This is a genomic window from Maribacter antarcticus DSM 21422 (assembly GCF_000621125.1).
GTDB classification, from domain to species: Bacteria; Bacteroidota; Bacteroidia; order Flavobacteriales; family Flavobacteriaceae; genus Maribacter; species Maribacter antarcticus.
Genome location: NZ_JHZC01000012.1, coordinates 22,214 through 46,089, shown reverse-complemented (window position 1 = coordinate 46,089; position 23,876 = coordinate 22,214). Strand labels below are relative to the sequence as shown.

Here is a 23,876-nt window from a genome sequence, read left to right as displayed (position 1 = left end):
AGAAATAGTATATATGGAAATTAGCAGTATAGAATTAGAGTTGTCTCAGGTAACTGAGGTAGCGCTGTTAAATGACACTTCGCAAATTAATACGCTCGAGAATGAAGCTATTTATATTTTTCGTGAAGTTGCAGCACAGTTTGAAAAGCCAGTGTTATTGTTTTCTGGAGGTAAAGATTCGATTACCCTAGTGCGATTGGCTCAAAAGGCATTTTGGCCGGCAAAAATACCATTTCCTTTGATGCATATTGATACGGGACACAATTTTCCAGAGACTATAGTATTTCGCGATAAGTTGGTTGCCGAATTAGGGCTGGAATTAATCGTTAGAAATGTTCAGGACTCTATAGACCAAGGAAAGGTAAAAGAGGAGTCGGGTAAATATGCTAGCAGAAATTCTTTGCAAACCACAACACTATTGGATGCGATAGCTGAGTTTAAATTCGATGCCTGTATTGGTGGTGCGCGTAGAGATGAAGAAAAAGCACGAGCTAAAGAACGTATTTTTTCTGTTCGGGATGATTTTGGGCAGTGGGATGAACGTAATCAGCGTCCGGAGTTGTTTGACATGCTGAACGGACAGATAGAACTGGGACAGAACGTGCGCGTATTTCCTATTTCTAATTGGACAGAATTAGATGTTTGGTCCTATATAAAGGAAGAGGCGATGGAAATTCCATCTATCTATTTTGCACATAAAAGAAAGATATTCTTACGTGACGGATTAATATGGTCACATTCAGATTACGTCTATCAGGAAGAAGATGAGGAAGTATTGGAGAAAATGGTGCGGTTTAGAACGGTTGGTGATATGAGCTGCACAGCTGCTGAATATTCAGAAGCATTTGATATTGATGCTGTTGTACAGGAAATTAGGAATTCAACTATTTCTGAAAGAGGCGCACGTATAGATGATAAGCGTTCAGATGCGGCCATGGAAAAAAGAAAACAACAAGGATATTTCTAGAAAACAAAGGGTAGATACAATACGAGTCGTAACTCTTACTAATTACTTTTCACTTATTATTAAAATATGGAAGTACTAAAAATAGCAACAGCAGGAAGTGTAGACGATGGTAAAAGTACCTTAATCGGTCGGTTATTATACGATACTAACTCCCTAACAACAGATAAGCTGGAGGCCATAGAAAAAACAAGCAAGCAAAAGGGGTATGATTACCTTGATTTTTCTTTAGCTACCGATGGTTTAGTAGCAGAAAGAGAACAGGGAATTACGATTGATGTCGCCCATATCTATTTTTCAACTCAGAAAAAAAGCTATATCATAGCAGATACACCAGGGCATGTGGAATATACACGTAATATGGTAACTGGGGCTTCTACGTCTCAAGCTGCTATTATTTTGATTGATGCTAGAAAAGGAGTGATAGCGCAAACGAACCGTCACTTTTTCATCAATAATTTACTTAGAGTCAAGGAAGTAGTTGTAGCCATCAATAAGATGGATCTCGTGGATTTTTCTGAAGAGCGATACAATGAGATAAAATCAGATTTTGAAGAATTGATGCGTAAACGCGATTATGAGGACCAGCGTATTACTTTTATTCCCGTAAGTGCCCTTAAAGGGGACAACGTAGTGAACAAATCTAAAAATACTGCTTGGTACAAAGGAGATACGCTATTGGAGCATTTGGAAGGGCTGGATTTAGTAGCGGTGTCCAATACGGGAACACCAAGGTTTCCTGTTCAGTACGTTATAAGACCTAAAACTGATGAATTTCACGATTTTAGAGGATTTGCAGGAAAGGTGTACGGTGGAGAATTAAGTGTGGGAGATGCTGTAGTGGCTTTGCCTTCCCAAACTACATCTAAAATCAAGGCCATTTATTTTCACGATAAGCAGTATAAAACAGCTTCAAGAAGATCATCGGTTACGATTACTTTAGAAGATGAAATTAATGTAAGTAGGGGAGATATGTTGGTTAAGACTAATGATTTACCAACCATAGACAAGCAATTTACGGCAACCCTGTCATGGATGGATTCTCAAAAACTCACCGCAGGTAATAAATATATCGTACAACACGGGGTCAATAAAGTGTTAGCGAAGGTAGCCACTGTGGAGCACAAAATAGCACCCGATTACTCAGGTATAGACACAGAAACGGAGTCGTTAGGAATGAATGATATTGCCCAGGTAAGTTTTAGATTGAACAAGCCTATTTTTTACGATAAATTCAAAAATCATAGAACCAATGGGTCGTTTATTTTAATTGATACCCAAACAAATAGTACGGTAGGAGCTGGGTTCATCAGTTAAGGTGGATTAAAGATATCCTCGGGCAGATTTAAACATTAAAAGAAATACGTTTTAAATGTCTATTTAATCTATAGGACAAATAGATAAAATAAAATCTGATGAGATAACTCATTAATTAAAAACGTACTACACATTACAAGTAGCCATATGCAAAGCTTTAGAACAGAAATAGAAAATTCGGTTGTTGAAAAAGATATCTTGGAACTGGAACGAAAGATTCATGAGTTTCATGATGGAAAACTTGATGAGGAAAAATTCAGAAGTCTTCGTTTAGCTCGTGGGGTGTATGGTCAGCGACAGCAGGGTGTTCAGATGATACGTATAAAACTGCCCTATGGGAAAGTTTCGTCAAAGCAGTTAAAGCGTATATGTGATGTTTCCGATGAGTATTCAACGGGACGTTTGCATATTACTACCCGTCAGGATATTCAAATTCATTATGTAGATTTAAATCGTACTCCTGCCTTATGGGCAGCATTAGAAAAGGACGAGATAACATTGAGAGAAGCTTGTGGTAATACTGTTCGTAATGTTACCGCCAGTGAAACTGCGGGTATAGATATAGATGAACCATTTGATGTTTCTCCTTATGCAGATGCTTTATTCAGCTATTTTTTAAGAAACCCAATTAGCCAGGAAATGGGACGAAAGTTCAAGGTTTCCTTCTCTTCTAGTGATGCGGATACAGGTCTGTCTTATATGCATGATTTAGGCTTTATAGCTAAAATAAAAGATGAGGCCAAAGGTTTTAAAGTAATGCTTGGCGGGGGATTAGGTTCACAACCGAGACATGCCGACGTACTTTTTAATTTTTTACCTGCGGACAAGATTATTCCATTAATGGATGGCGTTATCCGTGTTTTTGATAGATATGGTGAACGGAAAAGTAGGGCCAAGGCTAGACTAAAATTTTTATTGAAGGATGTAGGACTAGACGGATTTAAAAAACTATTAGAAGAAGAACAAAAAGCCGTTCCCATCAGCACATTTCATATTGACGCGCTTGCCTTTCCTAAGATAGTTTTAGCTCAGGTAAGCGTTCCAAACGTAAGGATAGAGAATAGCAACGCTTTTGAAAAATGGAAGTCGACCAATATTGTTCCTCAAAAGCAGCACGGTTTTGTTGCCATTGGTATTAAGGTGCTTCTTGGAGATTTTTATACGGATAAGGCACGTTTATTGGCAGACTTAGTTCAGAATTATGCGGCTGGGGAATTCCGATTATCACTTCGGCAAAATATTTTAATTCCGTATGTGAAGGAAGAACATGTTCCGTTTTTCTATACCGAATTAGAAAAGTTAGGCTTTGTAGAAAGTGGTTATAATAAAGCGTTGGATATAACAGCTTGCCCCGGCACGGATACCTGTAATTTAGGCATTGCAAGTAGCACTGGAATTGCGGTGGAGTTAGAACGAATTATAAAGGAGGAATACCCACAGTATAGTAGTAATTCAGATATCGTGATTAAAATAAGTGGTTGTATGAATGCGTGCGGCCAGCATAATATGGCCAATATAGGGTTTCAAGGAATGTCCGTGAGAACAAAAGGTAAATTGGTAGCCCCAGCCTTACAAGTATTATTAGGTGGCGGAAATATAGGGAATGGCGAAGGACGTTTTGCAGATAAGGTCGTAAAAGTGCCTAGTAAAAGAGGCCCAGATGCATTGCGCCTTATTTTAGACGATTTTGATACTAATGGAACTGACTTGTCCTATGCGGATTATTATCTAAAAAAAGGTCAGATGTATTTTTATGATTTTCTTAAACCCTTAACGAATATAGAAAATCTTACGCAACAAGATTTTATCGATTGGGGAAATTCAGATCGATATGAGAAAGCAATTGGAATAGGAGAATGTGCAGGTGTTGTTATTGATTTAATAGCCACATTACTTTTTGAAAGCGAGGAAAAAATTCAAAAGGCAGAAGAAACTTTTGAAGAAGGGAAATGGGCGGCAAGTATTTATCATGGCTATTCCAGTATGGTAAATTCTGCTAAAGCATTACTTACTGCAGAAAAAACCAAAGTAAATACCCACAACAGTATCATTGCTGATTTTGACGAAAAGTTCGTGGCAACAGGCAGGTTTACTATAGAAGGAGGTTTTGAGGCTTTGGTACTTCAATTAAATAAAAACGAACCATCAGAAGGCTTTGCTAAAAGGTATTTAGCGGATGCAAAATCATTTTTAAATCAAGTTGAAAAATTTAGAAAATTAGAATTGACAAATGCTTAGGAAAGGAAAATTAACCGTTGTAGGCGCTGGTCCAGGAGATGCAGAACTAATAACATTGAAAGCAATAAAAACCTTGCAAGGGGCAGCTGTTGTTTTGTATGATGCTTTGGTAAATATTGATCTTTTAGAGTATGCCCCAAATGCAGAACAAATTTTTGTGGGTAAACGAAAAGGATGCTATGCCTATCAGCAAGAACAGATAAATGATTTAATAGTGAGCAGGGCTAAATCTCATGGTCATGTTGTTAGACTGAAAGGTGGTGACCCTTTTGTTTTTGGTAGAGGAGCTGAAGAAATGGAATTTGCTGCCCAACAAGGTATCGATGTTGCAATTGTACCAGGTATTTCTTCTTCCTTATCAGTGCCTGCAAATCAAAATATACCCGTAACCAAAAGAGGCTTGTCCGAGAGTTTTTGGGTAATAACAGGAACTACAAAAGAGCATGAATTGTCTAAGGATATAGCCCTCGCGGCAAAGTCGAGTGCTACGGTCATTATTCTTATGGGAATGTCAAAATTAAAAGAGGTCATAGCTTTGTTTATGGCAGAGGGAAAATCAGAAATTGCAGTAGCTATTATTCAAGATGGTACAACGAAACGAGAGAAAATTGGAATAGGCACTGTAAGCACAATAGAGGCTAAAGTACTGGAGCTACAATTGACGAACCCCGCCATTATCATCATAGGTGAAGTGGTAAGACATAGAGAGAAAATTAATGAATTGATTGTTCAGTCTCATGAGTTGGAGACCTTAGAAATTTAATTTCTCTTTTACGTATTTAAAAGTAAAAGCATACTGATGGAAAGAAATAATCTGTATCCTGTTTTTTTAAAGACCTCCAATCTCCATGTACTTATAATTGGTGGAGGTAATGTAGCTGAGGAAAAACTTACCTTTTTAACGAAGTCCAGTCCAGATGCGACAGTTACTATGGTTTCGCCCATGTTTAGAGAAGCAACGGTAGCTCTGGCCGCTACGTATCAAGTGGAGTTGATAACGGATGTCTATAATGAAACCTATTTAAAAGGAAAACATATCGTAATTGCTACTACAGATATGCCAGAAGTCAATGTACAGGTATATGAGGATTGCAGAAGACTCGATAAGTTAGTTAATGTTGCCGATAACCCACCGTATTGCGATTTTTATATGGGTGGCATCGTAACTAAAGGGAATGTGAAAATAGCTATTTCTACGAATGGTAAATCGCCTACTACGGCAAAACGTTTGCGTCAATTTTTTGAAGAAGTCATCCCAGAAGATATTAGTAAAATGGTTCAAAACCTTAATGATTATCGGAAAACTATAAAGGGCGATTTTGAAGTAAAAGTGGATAAGATGAATGAAATAACTCAAAAGCTGGTTGAAAAAATATAAAAACAGTAAAAAACTTGAATACTCAATATGCTTAACATTATGATAAAAACGGATATACTCATTATCGGAGCTGGACCAACAGGATTGTTTACCGTCTTTGAAGCAGGCTTATTAAAATTAAAATGCCATTTAATAGATGCCTTACCACAACCTGGAGGACAATGCTCAGAAATCTATCCTAAAAAACCCATTTATGATATCCCTGCATTTCCAGAGATTTTAGCTGGAGATCTGGTGGACAATCTAATGGAGCAAATAAAACCATTTGAACCGGGGTTTACATTTGGAGAGCGAGCAGAAACTTTAGAGAAACAAGAAGATGGTTCCTACATAGTAACTACCAACAAGGGAACCGAACATCATGCACCGGTAGTGGTTATAGCTGGTGGTTTGGGTTCTTTTGAGCCACGCAAACCTCCAATAGAAAATATTGCTGATTTTGAAGAGAAGGGCGTAGCTTATATAGTGAAAGACCCAGAGGTGTACCGCAATAAAAAAGTAGTTATTGCTGGGGGTGGAGATTCGGCATTGGATTGGGCTATCTTCTTAGCTGATGTTGCCTCAGAAGTTTCTTTAGTACATCGCCGAAACGAATTTCGTGGCGCTTTAGATTCGGTAGAAAAAGCATCAGAATTGGCCAAGTTGGGTAAAATTAAATTATTTGCAGAAGCCCAAGTCAAAAAATTATATGGTGACACCCACTTAGAAGCAGTTGTTATTAAACACAATGATGACAAAAAGGGCGAAACGTATCTGGAAGTAGATAATTTTATTCCATTATTCGGACTTTCACCAAAACTAGGTCCGATTGGTAACTGGGGCTTAGAGATACATAAAAATGCGATTAAAGTAAATAATGCAAAAGATTATCAAACGAATATTCCTGGCGTTTTTGCCATTGGAGATGTGAACACCTATGAAGGGAAACTAAAGTTGATTCTTTCTGGTTTTCACGAAGCTGCGGTAATGTGTCAATATGCATATCAGCTCATCAATCCCGGAAAACGATATATCATGAAATATACAACTGTTGGAGGTGTAGAAGGTTTCGATGGTACTAAAAAAGAAGGAAAGAAAGAGGTGATTCAAAGTATTTCTTAAAACATTGCCTCTATTTGTGTTAGCTATTAACCCGCTAATCTTAAAGCATAACAGAGGGTTTTTGAGCTAAAACTACGGTAAGAAATAGCTGTTTTAATTTGGTTAAGAGGCAACTGTGGTGTTTCTTTGTTATGAGTTCATTAATAAACTGAAATTGTTATCAAGAAAGGCAGAGGGATTAGACCCATTGAAGCCTTAGCAACCCTTTTGCTAAATTAATTTAGATAAAGAAGGTGCTACATTCTACCCCTGCTAAAACGGGAATAGATAACCAGCTAAAAGAGGATACTTCGTCCTACCTTTTCCTTACTTGATACATACGATTTTATGAATACGCCAAAGGCGTAAAAATTGGTATATGATAAAGGATTTGCTACAAACAAGAATATTAGTGCTAGACGGTGCTATGGGCACGATGCTGCAGCGCCATAAGTTTACCGAGGAAGATTTTAGAGGGGAACGTTTTAAGGATTGGGAACATCCCTTACAAGGGAATAATGATTTATTATCAGTAACCCAACCAGAAGCCATTGCAGAAGTCCATCGGAAGTATTTTGCTGCTGGAGCCGATATTGTCGAGACCAATACTTTTTCAGGCACTTCCATTGCTATGGCAGATTATCACATGGAAAAACTGGTGTATGAGCTTAACTTTGAATCAGCCCGTATCGCCAAGGAGGTAGCCCAGGAATTCACGTTAAAAGAACCTCATAAACCACGCTTTGTAGCAGGTAGCATAGGCCCTACCAACAAAACAGCGAGCATGTCCCCAGACGTAAATGATCCTGGCTTTAGGGCAATCTCTTTTGATGAGCTTCGTATTGCTTACAAACAACAAGTAGAAGCTTTGTTGGATGGTGGTGCCGATTTGCTTTTAGTTGAAACTATTTTTGACACCTTAAATGCCAAGGCTGCCTTATTTGCCATTGAAGAAATAAAGGAGGAGCGGAATATTGATGTTCCCATTATGGTAAGTGGCACCATTACAGATGCCTCTGGAAGAACCCTTTCCGGACAAACAGCTGAAGCTTTCCTTATATCCATTTCCCACATTCCTATTTTAACCGTAGGATTTAACTGCGCCTTGGGTGCCAGTCAACTTGTACCACATTTAGAAGTATTAGCGAGCAGAACCTCTTTTGGAGTTTCTGCACACCCTAATGCTGGTCTGCCCAATGCATTTGGAGCGTATGATGAAACACCGGAACAGATGGCGGAACAAATAAAGGAATATGTTGAAAAAGGTTTGGTGAATATTGTTGGTGGATGTTGTGGAACTACGCCGGAACATATTGCTGCAATTACCAAGTTAGTTGAGAAATATGAGCCTAGAAATTTTAAGGCTGAAAAGGTATCATGATAGCATCAAAACCAAAATACTTAAAGTTAAGTGGTCTTGAACCACTTGTGGTAACCCCAGAAACAAATTTTGTTAATGTTGGGGAACGTACCAATGTGGCGGGTTCTAAAAAGTTTTTAAGGCTTATTAAGGAAGAAAAATTTGAGGAGGCTTTAACTGTCGCTAGAGATCAAGTAGAAGGAGGGGCACAAATCATCGATATTAATATGGATGACGGTCTTATTGATGGTAAAGAGGCCATGGTCAAATTTTTAAACCTTGTCATTGCAGAGCCAGATATTTCGCGAGTTCCTATCATGATTGATAGCTCTAAATGGGAAATAATAGAAGCTGGTTTACAGGTAGTACAAGGTAAATGCGTGGTCAACTCCATTAGTTTAAAAGAAGGGGAAACCGAGTTTATACATCATGCAAAATTAGTTAAGCGCTACGGTGCAGCGGTTATTGTGATGGCTTTTGACGAAGTAGGACAGGCAGATAATTACGACAGACGAACAGAAATAGCCAAGCGTTCCTATGACGTGCTGGTACAAAAAGTAGGCTTTGCTCCAGAGGATATTATTTTTGACCTTAATATTTTTCCTGTTGCTACAGGTATGGATGAACACAAGTTAAATGCGCTCGATTTTATACGTGCCACCAAATGGGTGCGGAATAATCTTCCCTATTGTAGTGTAAGTGGTGGCGTGAGTAATGTTTCCTTTTCGTTTCGAGGCAATAACCCCGTACGCGAGGCAATGCATTCTGTCTTTTTGTATCATGCTATTAAAGCTGGTATGAATATGGGTATCGTGAATCCGACTATGTTGGAGATTTATGATGATATACCCAAAGATTTGTTAGATCATGTAGAAGATGTAATGCTCAATCGCCGTGATGATGCTACTGAAAGACTACTGGATTTTGCAGAATCTGTTATTGGTAAAACTAAAGAAAATAAGAAAGACCTATCCTGGAGGGAAGAACCGCTTCAAAGCAGGATTACAAGGGCCTTAGTTAAAGGAATAGACCAGTATATTGTTGAAGATGTAGAGGAAGCAAGACAAGCCGCAAAGAAGCCCATTGAGGTTATTGAAGTGAATTTGATGACAGGAATGAATGTAGTGGGAGATCTTTTTGGAAGTGGAAAAATGTTTTTACCGCAAGTGGTGAAATCTGCTCGCGTGATGAAAAAGGCGGTTGCATATCTGTTGCCTTATATCGAAGAAGAGAAATTACGTAATCCTCAAGAAGGAGATGCCGACGGTGCCGGAAAAATTTTGATGGCTACTGTAAAGGGTGATGTGCACGATATAGGAAAAAATATTGTGAGTGTGGTCTTAGCTTGTAATAACTATGAGATAGTGGACTTAGGCGTTATGGTACCACCAGAAAAAATCATAGATGCCGCTATAAAACATAACGTTGATATCATTGGGTTAAGTGGTTTGATTACACCTTCCTTGGACGAAATGGTGCATTTAGCAAAGGAGATGGAACGTAAAAATTTCAAGGTACCATTGTTAATAGGTGGAGCAACCACAAGTAAAGCGCATACTGCTGTGAAAATAGACCCACAATATAGTCAGGCTGTAGTGCATGTCAATGATGCTTCTCGAGCGGTTACCGTCGTTGGTGACTTACTCAAAAAAGAGACTTCCGATGGATATAAAAAAGCCATAAAGGAGGATTATGATATTTTTCGAGATAAATTTTTGAAACGTTCTGTCAAGAGAGTATATAAATCCATTGATAAAGCTAGGGAAAACAAGTTTAAAGTAGATTGGGATACTTCAGAAATAGCAAAACCAAATAAGCTTGGAATCCAAGTCATAGAAGATATGGATTTAGAAAAATTGGTCCCATTTATAGACTGGACACCCTTTTTTCGAAGCTGGGAACTCCATGGTAAATATCCCGATATTTTAACGGATAATGTGGTTGGGGAACAGGCAACAGATTTGTTTGCGGATGCCCAGAAAATGTTAATGGAAATAATAACTGAGAAAAAATTGAATGCGAAAGCTGTTTTTGGACTGTTCCCTGCGAATACAATTGATTCTGATGATATTACACTCAGCATATCCGAGAATTCCGAAGAAAGAGGTACTGCTAAAAAAGGTGAATTTAAAACCTACACCTTCCGAACCCTCCGTCAACAATTACAAAGGCGTGAAGGTGTTCCCGACTACGCCTTGGCAGATTTTATTGCCCCTAAGGAAAGCGGTAAACAAGATTACATGGGATGTTTTTGTGTATCCACCGGTTTCGGAACTGCAGAAGCAGCAGCGCAATACGAGAAGGATTTGGATGATTATAATTCTATAATGATTAAAGCCTTGGCTGACCGTTTGGCAGAAGCTTTCGCGGAGTATTTACACAAAGAAGTGCGAACCAAACATTGGGGTTATGCTTGCAACGAAGAATTAGCTAACGAAGAATTAATTAACGAAAAGTATAAAGGTATTCGCCCCGCACCCGGTTATCCTGCTTGTCCGGACCATTTGGAGAAATTAACCATTTGGGAAATATTAGAAGTAGAAGAAAATATTGGCGTAACCCTTACGGAAAGTTTGGCGATGTGGCCAGCGGCATCTGTTAGTGGATATTATTTTGGAAACCCTGAGGCCAAATATTTTGGTCTGGGTAAGATTAAGGGTGATCAAGTAGAAGATTTTGCTAATAGAAAGGAAATAGAATTGGAGAAAGCGAAAAAATGGCTAGCACCTAATATTGCAGAGGAATAAGGATTCTTTGTTTTAAAAGCAATAGTGCTGGAAGTGTGGAAAAGGTGAATAGAAATTAACCCGTACTAACCTATTCAATCCCTAACGCCATTAGGCGGAAACGCCCAATCAAAGTGAGTAATCAAGTATTAATTAAAAGGGCCCGAGAAAGAGTTGCCGCTATCAAAAAGAGGTCGGTAGTAAATAGGATCTTGAAACAAGTTCAGCATAAATGAAAGTAACAGACCACATTAAAGAAGCGAAAGGGAAAACATTATTTTCGTTCGAAATTATTCCACCGGTAAAAGGACGTAATATTCAAGAGTTATATGGCAATATTGACCCGTTAATGGAGTTTAAGCCACCCTTTATTGATGTGACGACTTCTCGTGAGGAATTCATCTACATTGACAGGGACGGACTTTTGGATAAGAAACTCACGCGCATGCGTCCGGGTACTGTAGGGATATGCGCATCCATCAAGCATAAGTATGATGTAGATACTGTGCCACATGTGCTTTGTGGTGGATTTACCAAGGAGGAAACGGAGTACTTATTGGTAGATTGTCATTACTTGGGTATAGATAATGTAATGGCGCTCCGTGGCGATGCTATGCGAGAGGAAAAGTATTTTGAGGCAACAAAAGGGGGACACCCTTACGCTACAGGTTTGGTAAAACAGATTCAGGATTTGAACTATGGAAAGTACCTACACGAGGTTATTGAAACGGATGACTGTGCGGATTTTTGCATTGGTGTTGCCGGGTATCCCGAAAAGCATTTGGAAGCTCCTTCTTTAACATCAGATTTAAAACGTTTAAAAGAAAAGGTGGAAGCCGGTGCCAATTATGTGGTTACCCAAATGTTTTTTGATAATCAAAAGTATTTTGAGTTTGTAGAAGCTGCCAAAGCCATGGGAATAAATGTACCTATTGTTCCTGGGATTAAACCGATTGCCGTAAAACGACATTTGCAATTATTGCCACAGGTGTTTCGAATAGATTTACCACAAGATTTGATTGAGGCGGTGGATGATTGTAAAAACAATAAGGAAGTTAGACAAGTAGGGATTGAATGGGCTATTCAACAATCCATGGAACTCAAAGAAGCTGGCGTCCCAGTTTTACATTACTACTCGATGGGAAAATCGGATAATATTAAATCAATTGCGAAGGCTATTTTTTAGAAGGTCTTCGTTGGCAGTTTGTAGACGGTTGACGCTAATTGTTATCAAAGTAAAAGTGAATAATGAAATAGTGATAAAATATACGAGTTTTTACTAGGAGCTAATGGAAGGTTGAATGGGTAAACGATAGTTGACAAAAGGTAGTAATCTGTTGAATAAGGAGGCCATTTTTATAGTTTTATTGTCTTAGGTTTTATTAGTTGGTGTTTAGTAGAGGGAACCAAATTTTGTTATTTTATATGGGTAGCATCTAATTTTATAAAACGTATAACGGTATTTGATTATGATTTTTTAACATAGGTTAGTTTGCTTTTTAAGCAGAAGTATAGGCCTACATATCGTATTTTGAGCTTCGCGCGCATAGCATGCGGTTATCCCATAACTTGTATTTGAGTTTGAGCTTATATTTGTCTTTGAAACATCGTGCATACAGCGAATATTTTTCCCATTTAAAATTTCCCGCCTTGTAGGTCCAACTTCGTACTTCCCATTTCCCACTTGCATTACAGAACTCCTTACCTTTGCGCCCCATGAGGCAGATTTTTCTTTTTTGTGCTTTATTATCCTTATCTATTTGTGTAGCTCAACATGGCGAGGAAATAAAAAAATATACCATAGATGTAAGTCAGTTTTATGGTTCCGTGTTGCTGCATAATCCGGATATATCGCATTTGGTTTCCAATCATCCTGCTGGTTTTATTCTAAGCTATAACAGAAAAACCTATGGTTCACGCGAATGGGAAGCCCTGTACAAGTATCCTGATTATGGCGCATCGTTCATCTATCAAAACATGAATAATGAGACATTAGGGAATAATTTTGGGGTGTACGCCCACTATAATTTTTATTTTTTTAAGCGAAACATACAGTTTAGAATAGGGCAAGGACTTGCCTATAATACCAATCCATACGACAAGAACACCAATTTTAGGAACAATGCCTATGGCTCGGATTTTATGAGTTCTACCTATTTAATGCTTAACTATCATAAAGAGAACATCTTTAAAGGTTTGGGGTTTAAAGCAGGTGTGTCGGTGATACATTACTCTAATGCTAATGTTCGCGCACCAAATACCTCTACCAATACCTTTGCGTTCAATGCTGGATTGGTCTATGACCTGGACGGCGGAACTGAGGTGGCTTATATTCCTGCGGGGCCTAAAGAAAAAGTCACCGAGCCGGTACGTTACAATTTAGCCTTGCGGAGTGGTATTAATGAGAGTGACATTATAGGTTCAGGACAGTATGGCTTTGTTGTTTTATCAGGATATGCGGACAAACGCTTGGGTAGAAAAAGTGCCATTCAGCTAGGGGCTGACGTGTTTTTCTCAAATTTTTTAAAGGAATTGATACGTTTTCAAGGCACCTCTTTTCCTGAAATGGATGTAAATATTGATGATGATTACAGAAGGGTAGGTCTTTTTGTGGGTCATGAATTGTTCATTAATAGAACGAGTATTGTAACGCAGTTAGGCTATTATGTGTATTATCCTTTTGATTTTGAAGGTAGAGTGTATAATCGTGTAGGAATGAAACGCTATTTTGGCGATACGGTTTTTGGTGCTGTAACCCTTAAATCGCATGGAGCTGCGGCCGAAGGGGTTGAGTTTGGAATAGGAATTAGATTTTAAAAAATAGAGTTTAGATATAAGAATTTAGATGTTAGACCTTGGAGTAATAATACAGAGAAAATTATTTAGTTTTGGGATGCAGTGGTATACTGTAGGGCTTCTCATTAGCTGCTTCTTATTTTCCTGTAATTCTGAAAATGCTCCAGATTGTCTTCAGAATGAGGGTGAACTGGTGAGACAGGAAGTTGCGTTACCTAGTTTTGATAAGATTACCGTTTTTGAGAAAGTAGCTCTTGTTCTAAAAGAGGGGCCTGTTCAAAAAGTAGAAATTGAGACTGGAGAATTTTTAATGAACGAAGTAACTGCAACTATAGATGGAGATAAATTGATAGTAAGAAATGAGAACGGCTGTAATCTTTTTAGGGACTACGGGCTTACCACGGTTTATGTTACTTCGCCAAATATAACCACCATTCGCAGTAGTACGGGCTTGTTGATTAGTAGTGATGGTGTATTGACTTATCCAAATCTCAGTTTGATATCTGAAAGTTTTATTAATCCGGAGACAGAAACTACCGATGGTTCATTTGACCTAACTTTGGCTACCGATACCGTATCTATAGTAGGAAACGGTATTGCTTATTTTAAGTTGTCGGGAACCACTACGGATTTTAATGTGACCATTGCAGCAGGCGATTCTAGAATTGAAGCTAAAAATTTAATGGCCCAGAATGTGGTGCTGAACCATAGGGGAACCAACGATATTTTAATAAATCCACAAGAATCGGTACGGGGTGTTATTCGAGGCACTGGGGATGTGATTTCTTTCAATCGCCCACCAACCGTTGAGGTCGAGGAAATATTTAATGGCCGCCTTTTGTTTAATTAATTTTCTGATGTATTCTTGATGGCGAACCCTATCCTAAAATATCTAAAAAATATAGTTACTTCTAAAAGGATTTTAGGGAATGACAACAACTTGAATGCTTTAGTAAAGGCAGATAGTTTATTGCAAGGCTTGGTGAATGAAAAGCGTGTACCAGGACTTTCTACAACGGTGCTAAAAGACGGAAGCCCTATACTACAAAAAGGATATGGATATGCTGATTTGGAGGAAAAACGTAGGGTTAATCCCCAAAAAACCATCTTCCGTACCGCTAGTGTCTCTAAACCTATTGCTGCCACAGCCTTAGCCTATGCGGTTGCTAAAGGGGATATTACTTTGGATACATCATTCCATTACTATGTCCCTTACTTCCCTAAAAAGAAATGGGATTTTACGATTCGGCAATTGGCTAGCCATACTGCTGGAATCCGAAGCTATAGGGGGAAGGAATTCGCATTAAATGAACCATATTCCATCAAAGAAAGTATTGATATGTTCAAGGAAGATGCCTTACTTTTTGAACCGGGGAATGGATATGAATACAATAGTTTTGACTGGGTATTGATTTCCTTGGCCATACAGGAGGCCACCGGTATACCATTCCAGGATTATGTAACCGAACAGGTGTTGATACCTTTGGGATTGCAACAAACCATAGCGCCACAACAGTTTCCAAGAGATGGGCCATTAGTTGGTGCTATTTCACCTAGTGTGGAAAGTACATTGGAATACGCGACATGGTATACCAAAACTAGATTAGGTTTTCGTGAAGCGATTCCGGTAAATAATTTTTATAAATTGGCTGGTGGTGGTTTTTTGAGCACATCGGACGATATTGCCAAATTTGGTCAGGCCTACTTGGATAGGATAATTTTAAATAAGAACATTGTTTCCGAGTTTTTAACTTCTGTTTCTATTAATGGTAAGCCAACCTACTATGGATTGGGTTGGCAAGTAAGTGAAGATAAAAAGGGTAGACCCTATTTTGGGCATGTTGGGAGCAGCGTTGGGGCCTATTCCAATCTTTTTGTGTATCCGGAGGAGCGAATGGTATTTTCAATTTTAATTAATAGTACAGATTCTAAGGTGCAAGAAGAGTTGGACGAAGTAATTAATTTACTGATCGATAATTTCGAAATTTCCTAAAAAGTAAACCCCACTTTTATCCCGCCCCAATTCGCACTATTTCCAGATTCAAACTCCCGTGTAATTGTAGTTTTAGCATATTCAAAATATAGTATGCTTGTCTTAAGAATAAGTCCATAGTTAAATTCGGCGGTAAAACGCTCTACTTTTGATGCTTCTATGGTATAAGGACTATCCTTTTTGAAAAAGCCGCCTTGCAATGTTGCATCATACCCTATAAGGGATACAACTGGTTGCGAATACAAGTATAACTGAAATTTACGCTTATTTTTTTTGAGTGAAAAAGACGATTTTAACAGCCCTAATGAAACATTTACGCCTGCCGAAATATTTGTGAACAAGGTGCCAACTTGCGCGGTAGCTTGGCTATTTATAGCGAAAATAGAATTATACCGATAAAGTAGTTTTTCAAAATCGATGCGGTAGTTGAATACAATATCATTTTTAATCTGATTGTCCCACCCACCAGGAATTTTATTGCCTGTTGCCTCATGGATTTTTACTTGCATCTCTTTCCCAAAAGAACCTGGCCCAATGAGTCCAAGACTTAAGGATTGTGATATTCTGTTTGATTTGGAAGTATCAGTTGCAACGGTAAAACTTTTTAGCATAATGGCCGATGCGAAAGGACGGTCACCAAATTGAATAGCTGGACTCACAAAATCACTAGGTGTAAATCCTATATGTTCTATGGAAATACCATATCGAGTATTGTAATTTTTAGTTTTTAAAAAAAGACGATTTATAGGATTTTTTTTTAAGCTTGGATGTGCTAATTCTAAGTTGTAGCCTTGGGTGTAATTTTTGTCGGTAGCTGAGAAAAAATCGTTCTCATAATTAAATCTGAGATAAGACGCGCTTTCAATATCCCTAAAGGAAACCAAATTATTAATTTTTTGACTATAAACGTGATAGCCAAGAAAGAGTAGAAATAATAGAATGTAGGTTGTCTTCATTTGTTTATCTACGACACTTTAAACGTGATAGTTTCATCCACTACCCTTTCTTTAATAAATAGGTAATAATGTTAAGGTTTAAACTAAATAGTTCCATGTCAAAGATTATGTCCACATATGTGTTATTTTTAGTTTTAAATCTTTTTTCATGAGAAAACCAATCCGTACTTTATTTATTCTTTTCCTTCTTTCTTTGATTTCTTTTTACTGTCCGGCCCAGAGAGACGGGGATTTTGATGCGTTAGCGAAGACCTATGCCGATGCTAGTTTGCCTTTGTTAAAGGAGCTTTTGAGTATTCCCAATGATGCTTTTTACCCAGAGGATATTGAGCAAAACGTATTGTGGTGCGAAAAAGAGTTCGGTAGTCGGGGCTTTTCTACACAACGCATTAACACAACCCATGCGCCACTATTGTTAGCTGAAAGAAAACATCCTAAAGCTAAGAAGACGGTTTTGATTTACCTTCAATTAGACGGTCAGCCTGTAGATAGCACCCAGTGGTTTCAGGAGAGTCCCTATAAACCGGTTGTAAAAAGGAAAAATAAAAATAATGAATGGGAGGAAGCAATTTGGGATTCAGCCAGCAGTATGAATGATGAATGGCGTATTTTTGCCAGGTCAGCAAGTGATGCGAAAGGTCCTGTGGTTATGTTTTTGGCAGCCCTGGACGCCGCAGCCTCAAAAAATATAGTCCCTAATTATAATATCAAGGTCGTAATGGATTTTGAAGAGGAATTAGGCTCACCAAGACTGCCAGATGCAGTTACACAAAACGCTCAATTGTTAAGCGCGGATATGTTGATTATTTTTGATGGTCCACGTCATATAAGTAATAAACCAACCTTGACTTTTGGGGCGAGAGGTATCGCCACCGTCACTTTGACGACCTATGGTCCTGTTGTTTCCCAACATAGCGGTCATTTTGGAAATTATGCGCCTAACCCTGCTTTACGCCTCTCCAAACTTTTGGCCTCCATGAAAGATGATGATAGCCGTGTAACAATATCAGGGTTTTATGATGGTATAAACATCGACACTGAAACAGCACAAATTTTAAGAAATGTCCCTGATAATGAGGAAGAAATTAAAAAGCGACTTCAAATTGTAACGCCTGATAAGGTGGGTGATTCTTATCAAGAAGCCATTCAGTATCCGTCTTTGAATATTCGGGGAATGCAGTCGGGTTGGATAAACGAAAAAGTACGCACGATTATACCAGGTTGGGCTAGAGCCGAGCTTGATGTTCGGTTGGTCTTAGAATCAAATCCGGAACGATTAATTCAGTTAATTAAAGGCCACATAGTAGACCAAGGCTATTACGTAACAGCTTTGGAACCGACGGAAGAAGAGCGACTAACCCATGATAAGATTGCGACTTTCACTTCAGAAATTTCGTATCAATCCTTTCGAACAGATTTCGATTCCGAAGTTGGTAAGTGGCTTACGAGTGCCTTAAAAAATGGGTTTGGGGAAGATCCTATACGGATACGTATGAGTGGTGGTTCTATTCCTATATCCCCTTTTGTGTCCACTTTGGGTATTCCGGCCGTTACGGTACCCACGGTCAATAGGGACAATAATCAGCACAGTCCTAATGAAAATTTAAGAATAGGAAATTATAGGGATGGGGTAAAGACAATGATTGCAATTTTGAAGGAGAAGTTGTGACTATATGTTTTATCAATTCAAGAATTAACTTAGCTGCAGTGAAGTAACTACAATCTGTAAAAGCGTATCAATTACAACACCATGCTTTTTTCTGTCGTTCTATTATTCTTTTTTATTGTAATTACACAAGAGATAACTTCCTCTCTGGGATTTTGGAAAACGGGATAGTATAAAGATGATAAACAGATAGCTTAATATTTTAACGGAGAAGAACGTGGATATAAACAAACACTAGGAAAAGTCTAAACGAAAAGAAGCGTTAGCTGGAGGTGCTTTATTGGCGAAGTTAGGACTCGCTTTATATTTTTAACTAATTCACATTAAACACGTCATTTTTAAATCATATTCTTCATAAAATTATTCTAAAACTCGAAATTCAAAAAAAAATTAGTATAAATTATAGGTATTAAATATAATTAGTACATTAGCAACAGTTAAGAAAAAAATGACAAAGCAATATTTTTGGAACAGTTTCTACTTCTACTTCTTTTTTAAAAGAGGAACGGGACTGTTGTAGTATATTTTAAACATATGAACAATAGAAGTCCCGTTACCAACGGGGCTTTTTTTTTGTTTAAAACTTTTAATTTTGGAATAACCTGAAGGTGTTTTAGTTTTTACATTAAATTTAAAAATGGGTTTAAAGATAGCCATACAGGGAATTAAGGGGTCTAATCATCATCAAGTGGCATTGGATTACTTTGGTGAAGAAATAGATTTGGCAGAGTGCCTTTCATTTGATGCCTTGGTTCAAAATCTCTTGGAGAAAGATGCCGATAAAGGGGTTATGGCGATTGAAAACTCCATTGCTGGATCTATTATCCCGAATTACGCTTTGTTATTTCACAACGACTTACACATAATAGGGGAGTACTACCTAAACATTCATCACCATTTAATGGTGATGGAAGGGCAACAACTTTCCGATATTACTGAGGTTAGTTCGCATCCCATGGCTTTGCTACAATGCAAGGAGTTTTTTAAAGGTTTCCCTCATATACGTTTGGTGGAAGATGTGGATACTGCGGAAACAGCTAAACGTATCCAAGCGCAAAATTTAAAGCATGTGGCAGCGATTGCACCTAAAGTAGCAGCCCAATTATATGGGTTGGACATCGTAGCGGACAATATACAGACCATTAAGAATAACTCCACACGATTTATCATTGTAAAGACAAGAAATAAAGAGCTTCCCGAGATTGAAATAAATAAGGCTTCTGTAAGGTTCATTGCTAACCACAAACGCGGTAGTTTGGCGGCTGTGCTTAATGTGATGAGCGATTGCAGAATGAACCTAACTAAAATACAGTCGCTCCCTGTGATAGAGACACCTTGGAAATATGCCTTCTTTGTGGATATTACGTTTAACGATTATGAAGATTTTAGTAAGTTAAAAGCCTTATTGGATATCATGACAGAAGAATTTAAAGTTTTAGGAGAATATAAAAAAGCCATGGTATGATACAAACGGCAAAACGTTTAGAAACGATACAAGAATACTACTTTTCCAAAAAGTTACGAGAGGTTCGGGTACTCATGGGAGAAGGTAAAGACATTATTAATATGGGTATCGGTAGTCCAGACTTGGCACCATCAATGGAAGTCATTGCTAGTATGCAACAGGCTATTTTGGAGCCTGGTGCACATCAATATCAAAGCTATCAAGGTTTGCCAGAACTCAGGTCTGCCTTTGCCTCTTTTTATAAAAAAAAGTTTAATGTGTTGTTAGAAGCACAATCTGAGATTTTGCCCTTAATGGGCTCAAAGGAAGGCATAATGCATATAAGCATGGCCTTTTTGAATGCTGGCGATCAGGTACTCATTCCAAATCCTGGTTATCCTACCTATACATCGGTAACCAATTTGGTAGGGGCAGAACCGGTCATGTATGATCTTACCGAGGAAAACAACTGGTTGCCAGATATGGATAAGTTGGGCCAAATGAATCTCAGTAAGGTGAAATTAATGTGGATTAGTTATCCTAATATGCCTACAGGAGCGCGTATTACCATTGAAAAAATGGATGAGCTCGTCACTTTTGCAAAAAGGCATCAAATATTATTGGTAAATGATAATCCCTACAGTTTTGTGTTGAACGATACCCCTACCAGTATTTTGCAGGTACCTGGTGCCAAAGAGGTTGCACTTGAATTAAATTCCTTGAGTAAGACGTTTAATATGGCTGGTTGGCGCGTTGGGATGGTCTCTGGGAATGCCGAGCATATTACCGCTGTACTAAAGATAAAGAGCAATATGGACTCCGGTATGTTTTACGGCGTGCAGAAGGGAGCAATTACCGCTTTGAAAAGTGGGGATGGATGGTTCCAAGAGTTGAACCGTACATACAGTAAAAGAAGGGCACTTATGTTCCAATTGGTAGATTCAATTGGCGCCACATATGACCTTAATGCAGCAGGTATGTTCATCTGGGCTAAGCTACCCATAGCATCAAAGTCCTCAGAGGAATTTATAGATGAGTTATTATATGAAAAGGATATTTTTATTGCACCAGGTACTATTTTTGGAAGTAATGGAGAAGGGTTTATTAGGTTTTCACTCTGTGTTACCGAAGAAAAAATAAAGGAAGCGATAAAGAGATTTGAGTAGTGAGATAAAATAATTACGTCTAAAATCTCAATTCTAGATTTAATATCTAAAAGTACATATGAACGTTTTTGTAGTAGGTGTAGGTTTAATTGGAGGCTCTTTTGTAAAGGACCTTAAGGCAAAAATGCCGAAGGCTACCGTATACGGAATAGATGCAAACGCTAAGCATCTAGAAGAAGCACTTTCTTTGGGTTTGATTGACGTAATTGCAACCTACGACGAGTTACCCTTAGCAGATTTTGTCATGGTAAGTATCCCGGTAGATGTAATCGTGCAAGAGCTACCTAAAATCTTGGATAGAGTACATGAGGGTTGTGTGGTTTGCGACGCGGGTTCTACTAAAGAACTGCTATGTAAGGTGCTGGAGAGCCACCCTAAAAGACGTAATTTTTTAGCATGCCATCCTATCGCAGGAACCGAATTTTCCGGACCCTCGTCAGCTATAAACGGACTCTATGACGGGAAGACAAATATTATTTGCGAAGTAGAGAAAACCGCCTTTACGTTGCAAGAGAAAGCCTTGGAGATTTTTAAATTGCTAGGAATGCGTATACGGTATATGAACCCTAAAGCACATGATAAGCATATAGCTTATGTATCTCATTTGTCCCATATCAGTTCTTTTATGTTAGGAAAAACGGTCATAGAAAAGGAAAGGAACGAACGTGATATTTTTGATATGGCCGGCAGTGGTTTTGAAAGTACCGTGCGTTTGGCTAAAAGTTCGCCAGCGATGTGGACCCCAATTTTTAGGCAAAACAAAGAGAATGTAATAGAGACCTTGGCGGAGTATATTCAAAATTTGACGGAATTTAAGGAACTACTTTTGAAAGATGATTATGAGGGGATTTACAATGAAATGAATAATACCAATAAGATAAAAACTATTCTAAAAGGATTGCCAGCTAAAAAAGGTAATTGAACTAATTGAGAACAAAAATTAATATTAATAAATACTATTAAATACACGAAGACCTAAGGCAGTAGAAAAATGAACACCTTTACCCCTTTTGCTGCTTAAGCCTTCACCAAAAACAAAGTAATGGAGAATACAAAAGAAATGAGAACATGGTTGGACGATATGGGTTTAGATCATCCACTAGTAATAGCAGGGCCATGTAGTGCTGAAACCGAGGAACAGGTATTGCGAATAGCGCACGAATTAAAAGATACCGATGTTAATTATTACCGAGCAGGTATTTGGAAACCAAGAACGCGTCCTGGGAATTTTGAAGGCGTTGGTGCCCTAGGCCTTAAATGGCTTCAGAAAGTGAAGGCAGAAACTGGACTAAAAACGGCTACGGAAGTTGCGAACCGTGCGCACGTAGAATTGGCTTTGGAGCATGATGTAGATTTATTATGGATAGGTGCGCGGTCTACTGTGAGCCCTTTTATAATGCAAGAGTTAGCAGATGCTTTGAAAGGAACAGACAAGATTGTTTTGGTTAAGAACCCTGTAAATCCAGATTTAGCTTTGTGGTTAGGAGGTATCGAAAGATTACACACAGCGGGTATTAAAAAGTTAGGTGCTATTCACAGAGGTTTTTCAACCTATGAAAAAACGAAGTATAGAAATATTCCAGAGTGGCAATTGGCTATTGAATTCCAGAACAAGTTTCCGGATTTGCCATTGATTAATGACCCTTCTCATATTACGGGTAAACGCGATATGATTTTTGATGTTTCGCAAACAGCATTGGACTTGAATTTTGATGGCTTGATGATTGAAACTCACTTTGACCCTGATAATGCTTGGAGTGATGCTGCACAGCAAGTGACGCCTGATACTTTAGTGCAAATTATGAGGGATTTGAAAATCAGAAAGGAATCTGATCCAGAAGCAGAATATAACAAGCAATTGAGCAACCTTAGGGCACAGATAGATGTACTTGATAATCAATTGATTGAAACGCTCGGGAGACGAATGAAAGTTTCTGACGGAATCGGTGGTTTAAAAAAGTCTAGGAATGTTGCTGTACTTCAATCTAATCGCTGGAACGAAATTTTGGGTAAGATGATTTTAGAAGGAGAATCGAAAGGGCTTAGCGAGGAGTTTGTCTTGCGCATGTTTAAGGCCATTCACCAAGAATCTATTAATCACCAAGAGAAAATTGTAAAGGCTTAAATAAAAAATCCCGACTTAAAAAGTCGGGATTTTTTTTAATTTTGTTTAGTACTGAAATAGCCTTCGCTAGTACAGCTGCTATCAAAATCAGTAGTAAGGATAACGCTAGTTCAGGTTACTTTTTGAAAATATATCTGGTAATAAAAATACCAGAGCCATCTCCTTTACCACTATCACTTTCAACAGCACTAGTTACAAAAGCCAGCTCCCAGCCTTCGGCAACCATGGCATTAATTTTAGAGCTAATTATAGCATCATTTGCGGCAATATTTTGAAAACGAATACCAGCAATATTAAAGAAGTTCAATAACTTGGTTTCGTCAAAATCTTTTACTCGAATCTCACTTCTTTTTGATTTATTACGGGTATTGTCTTCTTCTGTTTGAGTTGAAGTAAACGCTGTAAAATCTTTTTCTTCATTACCAGATATAATTCTTGAACGGCCTAGACCACTGGAAACAATAGATTCCACACTTGTAATTACTTTAAACTGTTGCGCGTTCATTTCAAACGTACATACAAATGTTACGAATGCGATAAAAATAATTTTCTTCATAATAATGGTTGATTTATTTATAAATATGATTAAAAAGATACAAATTGACAGGAATCTTTCAGAAATACTATGTTGAAATTTGTATTTCAGTGGTATAACGGTAAAATTTAA

General features: G+C 38.1%; 19 protein-coding genes and 1 riboswitch. Of the genes, 17 read left to right on the top strand and 2 right to left on the bottom strand.

The annotated features are described in order from the left end of the window. Positions 1 to 13: 13 nt before the first annotated feature. The 12 genes from cysD to Q360_RS0112160 all read left to right on the top strand — a co-directional run bounded on the left by cysD (position 14) and on the right by Q360_RS0112160 (position 15,852). Positions 14 to 967 (top strand): sulfate adenylyltransferase subunit CysD, encoded by a 954-nt coding sequence (gene cysD / locus Q360_RS0112215; protein WP_051554688.1) that lies wholly within the window; start codon positions 14 to 16, stop codon positions 965 to 967. 66 nt (positions 968 to 1,033) lie between these two features. Then, positions 1,034 to 2,281 (top strand): sulfate adenylyltransferase subunit 1, encoded by a 1,248-nt coding sequence (locus tag Q360_RS0112210; RefSeq protein WP_027077365.1) that lies wholly within the window; start codon positions 1,034 to 1,036, stop codon positions 2,279 to 2,281. 147 nt (positions 2,282 to 2,428) lie between these two features. Then, a complete protein-coding gene (locus tag Q360_RS0112205) occupies positions 2,429 to 4,519 on the top strand; it encodes a HEPN domain-containing protein (protein ID WP_027077364.1) in 2,091 nt (696 codons plus the stop codon). Then, positions 4,512 to 5,282 (top strand): uroporphyrinogen-III C-methyltransferase, encoded by a 771-nt coding sequence (gene cobA, locus Q360_RS0112200; RefSeq protein ID WP_027077363.1) that lies wholly within the window; start codon positions 4,512 to 4,514, stop codon positions 5,280 to 5,282. Before Q360_RS0112205 ends, cobA begins: the two co-directional genes overlap by 8 nt. Before the next feature lie 36 nt (positions 5,283 to 5,318). Continuing rightward, a complete protein-coding gene (locus Q360_RS0112195) occupies positions 5,319 to 5,897 on the top strand; it encodes a precorrin-2 dehydrogenase/sirohydrochlorin ferrochelatase family protein (protein ID WP_027077362.1) in 579 nt (192 codons plus the stop codon). Positions 5,898 to 5,936: 39 nt separating this feature from the next. Then, positions 5,937 to 6,998: an NAD(P)/FAD-dependent oxidoreductase gene (locus tag Q360_RS0112190; protein WP_027077361.1), complete on the top strand. Its 1,062-nt coding sequence runs from the start codon at positions 5,937 to 5,939 to the stop codon at positions 6,996 to 6,998. A 154-nt stretch (positions 6,999 to 7,152) separates the two neighbouring features. Further along, a riboswitch (SAM riboswitch) is annotated at positions 7,153 to 7,272 on the top strand. A gap of 84 nt (positions 7,273 to 7,356) precedes the next feature. After that, positions 7,357 to 8,358: a homocysteine S-methyltransferase family protein gene (locus tag Q360_RS0112185; protein ID WP_027077360.1), complete on the top strand. Its 1,002-nt coding sequence runs from the start codon at positions 7,357 to 7,359 to the stop codon at positions 8,356 to 8,358. Beyond that, the gene (metH, locus tag Q360_RS0112180; RefSeq protein ID WP_027077359.1) at positions 8,355 to 11,084 is read left to right on the top strand and encodes a methionine synthase; all 2,730 of its coding nucleotides are present in this window, start codon (positions 8,355 to 8,357) and stop codon (positions 11,082 to 11,084) included. Before Q360_RS0112185 ends, metH begins: the two co-directional genes overlap by 4 nt. Before the next feature lie 211 nt (positions 11,085 to 11,295). Further along, positions 11,296 to 12,249 carry a methylenetetrahydrofolate reductase [NAD(P)H] gene (gene metF, locus Q360_RS0112175; RefSeq protein ID WP_027077358.1) on the top strand — a complete coding sequence of 318 codons (954 nt, stop codon included), beginning with the start codon at positions 11,296 to 11,298 and terminating at the stop codon, positions 12,247 to 12,249. Positions 12,250 to 12,779: 530 nt separating this feature from the next. Beyond that, entirely contained in the window at positions 12,780 to 13,880 is a 1,101-nt protein-coding gene (locus tag Q360_RS0112170) for an acyloxyacyl hydrolase (protein ID WP_027077357.1), read from the top strand. Between the two features lie 28 nt (positions 13,881 to 13,908). Beyond that, complete coding sequence (locus tag Q360_RS0112165) at positions 13,909 to 14,709, top strand: head GIN domain-containing protein (RefSeq protein ID WP_084273427.1); 801 nt, start codon at positions 13,909 to 13,911, stop codon at positions 14,707 to 14,709. Positions 14,710 to 14,727: 18 nt separating this feature from the next. Beyond that, on the top strand, positions 14,728 to 15,852 hold the full coding sequence (locus Q360_RS0112160) for a serine hydrolase domain-containing protein (protein ID WP_036195824.1): 1,125 nt from the start codon (positions 14,728 to 14,730) through the stop codon (positions 15,850 to 15,852). Here the strand turns inward: Q360_RS0112160 and Q360_RS0112155 are convergent. Further along, complete coding sequence (locus Q360_RS0112155; RefSeq protein WP_027077354.1) at positions 15,849 to 16,808, bottom strand: lipid A deacylase LpxR family protein; 960 nt, start codon at positions 16,806 to 16,808, stop codon at positions 15,849 to 15,851. The genes Q360_RS0112160 and Q360_RS0112155 overlap by 4 nt on opposite strands. A 148-nt stretch (positions 16,809 to 16,956) precedes the next feature. On the opposite strand from Q360_RS0112155, the gene Q360_RS0112150 reads away from it, so the two are divergent. The 5 genes from Q360_RS0112150 to Q360_RS0112125 all read left to right on the top strand — a co-directional run bounded on the left by Q360_RS0112150 (position 16,957) and on the right by Q360_RS0112125 (position 23,209). Beyond that, positions 16,957 to 18,477, top strand: a complete 1,521-nt coding sequence (locus tag Q360_RS0112150; protein WP_027077353.1) for a M20/M25/M40 family metallo-hydrolase — start codon at positions 16,957 to 16,959, stop codon at positions 18,475 to 18,477. A gap of 634 nt (positions 18,478 to 19,111) precedes the next feature. Further along, the gene (locus Q360_RS0112140) at positions 19,112 to 19,939 is read left to right on the top strand and encodes a prephenate dehydratase (RefSeq protein WP_027077352.1); all 828 of its coding nucleotides are present in this window, start codon (positions 19,112 to 19,114) and stop codon (positions 19,937 to 19,939) included. Then, the gene (locus tag Q360_RS0112135) at positions 19,936 to 21,084 is read left to right on the top strand and encodes a pyridoxal phosphate-dependent aminotransferase (protein WP_027077351.1); all 1,149 of its coding nucleotides are present in this window, start codon (positions 19,936 to 19,938) and stop codon (positions 21,082 to 21,084) included. The genes Q360_RS0112140 and Q360_RS0112135 overlap by 4 nt, the downstream gene beginning before the upstream one ends. 58 nt (positions 21,085 to 21,142) lie before the next feature. Continuing rightward, positions 21,143 to 22,006: a prephenate dehydrogenase gene (locus tag Q360_RS0112130; RefSeq protein WP_027077350.1), complete on the top strand. Its 864-nt coding sequence runs from the start codon at positions 21,143 to 21,145 to the stop codon at positions 22,004 to 22,006. 120 nt (positions 22,007 to 22,126) lie between these two features. After that, positions 22,127 to 23,209, top strand: a complete 1,083-nt coding sequence (locus Q360_RS0112125; RefSeq protein WP_027077349.1) for a bifunctional 3-deoxy-7-phosphoheptulonate synthase/chorismate mutase type II — start codon at positions 22,127 to 22,129, stop codon at positions 23,207 to 23,209. 115 nt (positions 23,210 to 23,324) lie between these two features. On the opposite strand, the gene Q360_RS0112120 is transcribed toward Q360_RS0112125, so the two are convergent. Next, a complete protein-coding gene (locus Q360_RS0112120) occupies positions 23,325 to 23,765 on the bottom strand; it encodes a hypothetical protein (protein ID WP_027077348.1) in 441 nt (146 codons plus the stop codon). Positions 23,766 to 23,876 lie beyond the last annotated feature (111 nt).

What these genes read in the sequence shown, in the direction of transcription:
- Q360_RS0112165 (WP_084273427.1), top strand. Translation starts at nt 13,909, where the DNA reads ATGTTAGACCTTGGAGTAATAATACAGAGAAAATTATTTAGTTTTGGG.
- cysD (WP_051554688.1), top strand. Translation starts at nt 14, where the DNA reads ATGGAAATTAGCAGTATAGAATTAGAGTTGTCTCAGGTAACTGAGGTA.
- Q360_RS0112185 (WP_027077360.1), top strand. Translation starts at nt 7,357, where the DNA reads ATGATAAAGGATTTGCTACAAACAAGAATATTAGTGCTAGACGGTGCT.
- Q360_RS0112135 (WP_027077351.1), top strand. Translation starts at nt 19,936, where the DNA reads ATGATACAAACGGCAAAACGTTTAGAAACGATACAAGAATACTACTTT.
- metH (WP_027077359.1), top strand. Translation starts at nt 8,355, where the DNA reads ATGATAGCATCAAAACCAAAATACTTAAAGTTAAGTGGTCTTGAACCA.
- Q360_RS0112155 (WP_027077354.1), bottom strand. Translation starts at nt 16,808, where the DNA reads ATGAAGACAACCTACATTCTATTATTTCTACTCTTTCTTGGCTATCAC.
- Q360_RS0112160 (WP_036195824.1), top strand. Translation starts at nt 14,728, where the DNA reads ATGGCGAACCCTATCCTAAAATATCTAAAAAATATAGTTACTTCTAAA.
- Q360_RS0112170 (WP_027077357.1), top strand. Translation starts at nt 12,780, where the DNA reads ATGAGGCAGATTTTTCTTTTTTGTGCTTTATTATCCTTATCTATTTGT.
- Q360_RS0112125 (WP_027077349.1), top strand. Translation starts at nt 22,127, where the DNA reads ATGGAGAATACAAAAGAAATGAGAACATGGTTGGACGATATGGGTTTA.
- Q360_RS0112150 (WP_027077353.1), top strand. Translation starts at nt 16,957, where the DNA reads ATGAGAAAACCAATCCGTACTTTATTTATTCTTTTCCTTCTTTCTTTG.
- Q360_RS0112195 (WP_027077362.1), top strand. Translation starts at nt 5,319, where the DNA reads ATGGAAAGAAATAATCTGTATCCTGTTTTTTTAAAGACCTCCAATCTC.
- Q360_RS0112210 (WP_027077365.1), top strand. Translation starts at nt 1,034, where the DNA reads ATGGAAGTACTAAAAATAGCAACAGCAGGAAGTGTAGACGATGGTAAA.
- Q360_RS0112205 (WP_027077364.1), top strand. Translation starts at nt 2,429, where the DNA reads ATGCAAAGCTTTAGAACAGAAATAGAAAATTCGGTTGTTGAAAAAGAT.
- cobA (WP_027077363.1), top strand. Translation starts at nt 4,512, where the DNA reads ATGCTTAGGAAAGGAAAATTAACCGTTGTAGGCGCTGGTCCAGGAGAT.
- Q360_RS0112190 (WP_027077361.1), top strand. Translation starts at nt 5,937, where the DNA reads ATGATAAAAACGGATATACTCATTATCGGAGCTGGACCAACAGGATTG.
- Q360_RS0112140 (WP_027077352.1), top strand. Translation starts at nt 19,112, where the DNA reads ATGGGTTTAAAGATAGCCATACAGGGAATTAAGGGGTCTAATCATCAT.
- Q360_RS0112130 (WP_027077350.1), top strand. Translation starts at nt 21,143, where the DNA reads ATGAACGTTTTTGTAGTAGGTGTAGGTTTAATTGGAGGCTCTTTTGTA.
- Q360_RS0112120 (WP_027077348.1), bottom strand. Translation starts at nt 23,765, where the DNA reads ATGAAGAAAATTATTTTTATCGCATTCGTAACATTTGTATGTACGTTT.
- metF (WP_027077358.1), top strand. Translation starts at nt 11,296, where the DNA reads ATGAAAGTAACAGACCACATTAAAGAAGCGAAAGGGAAAACATTATTT.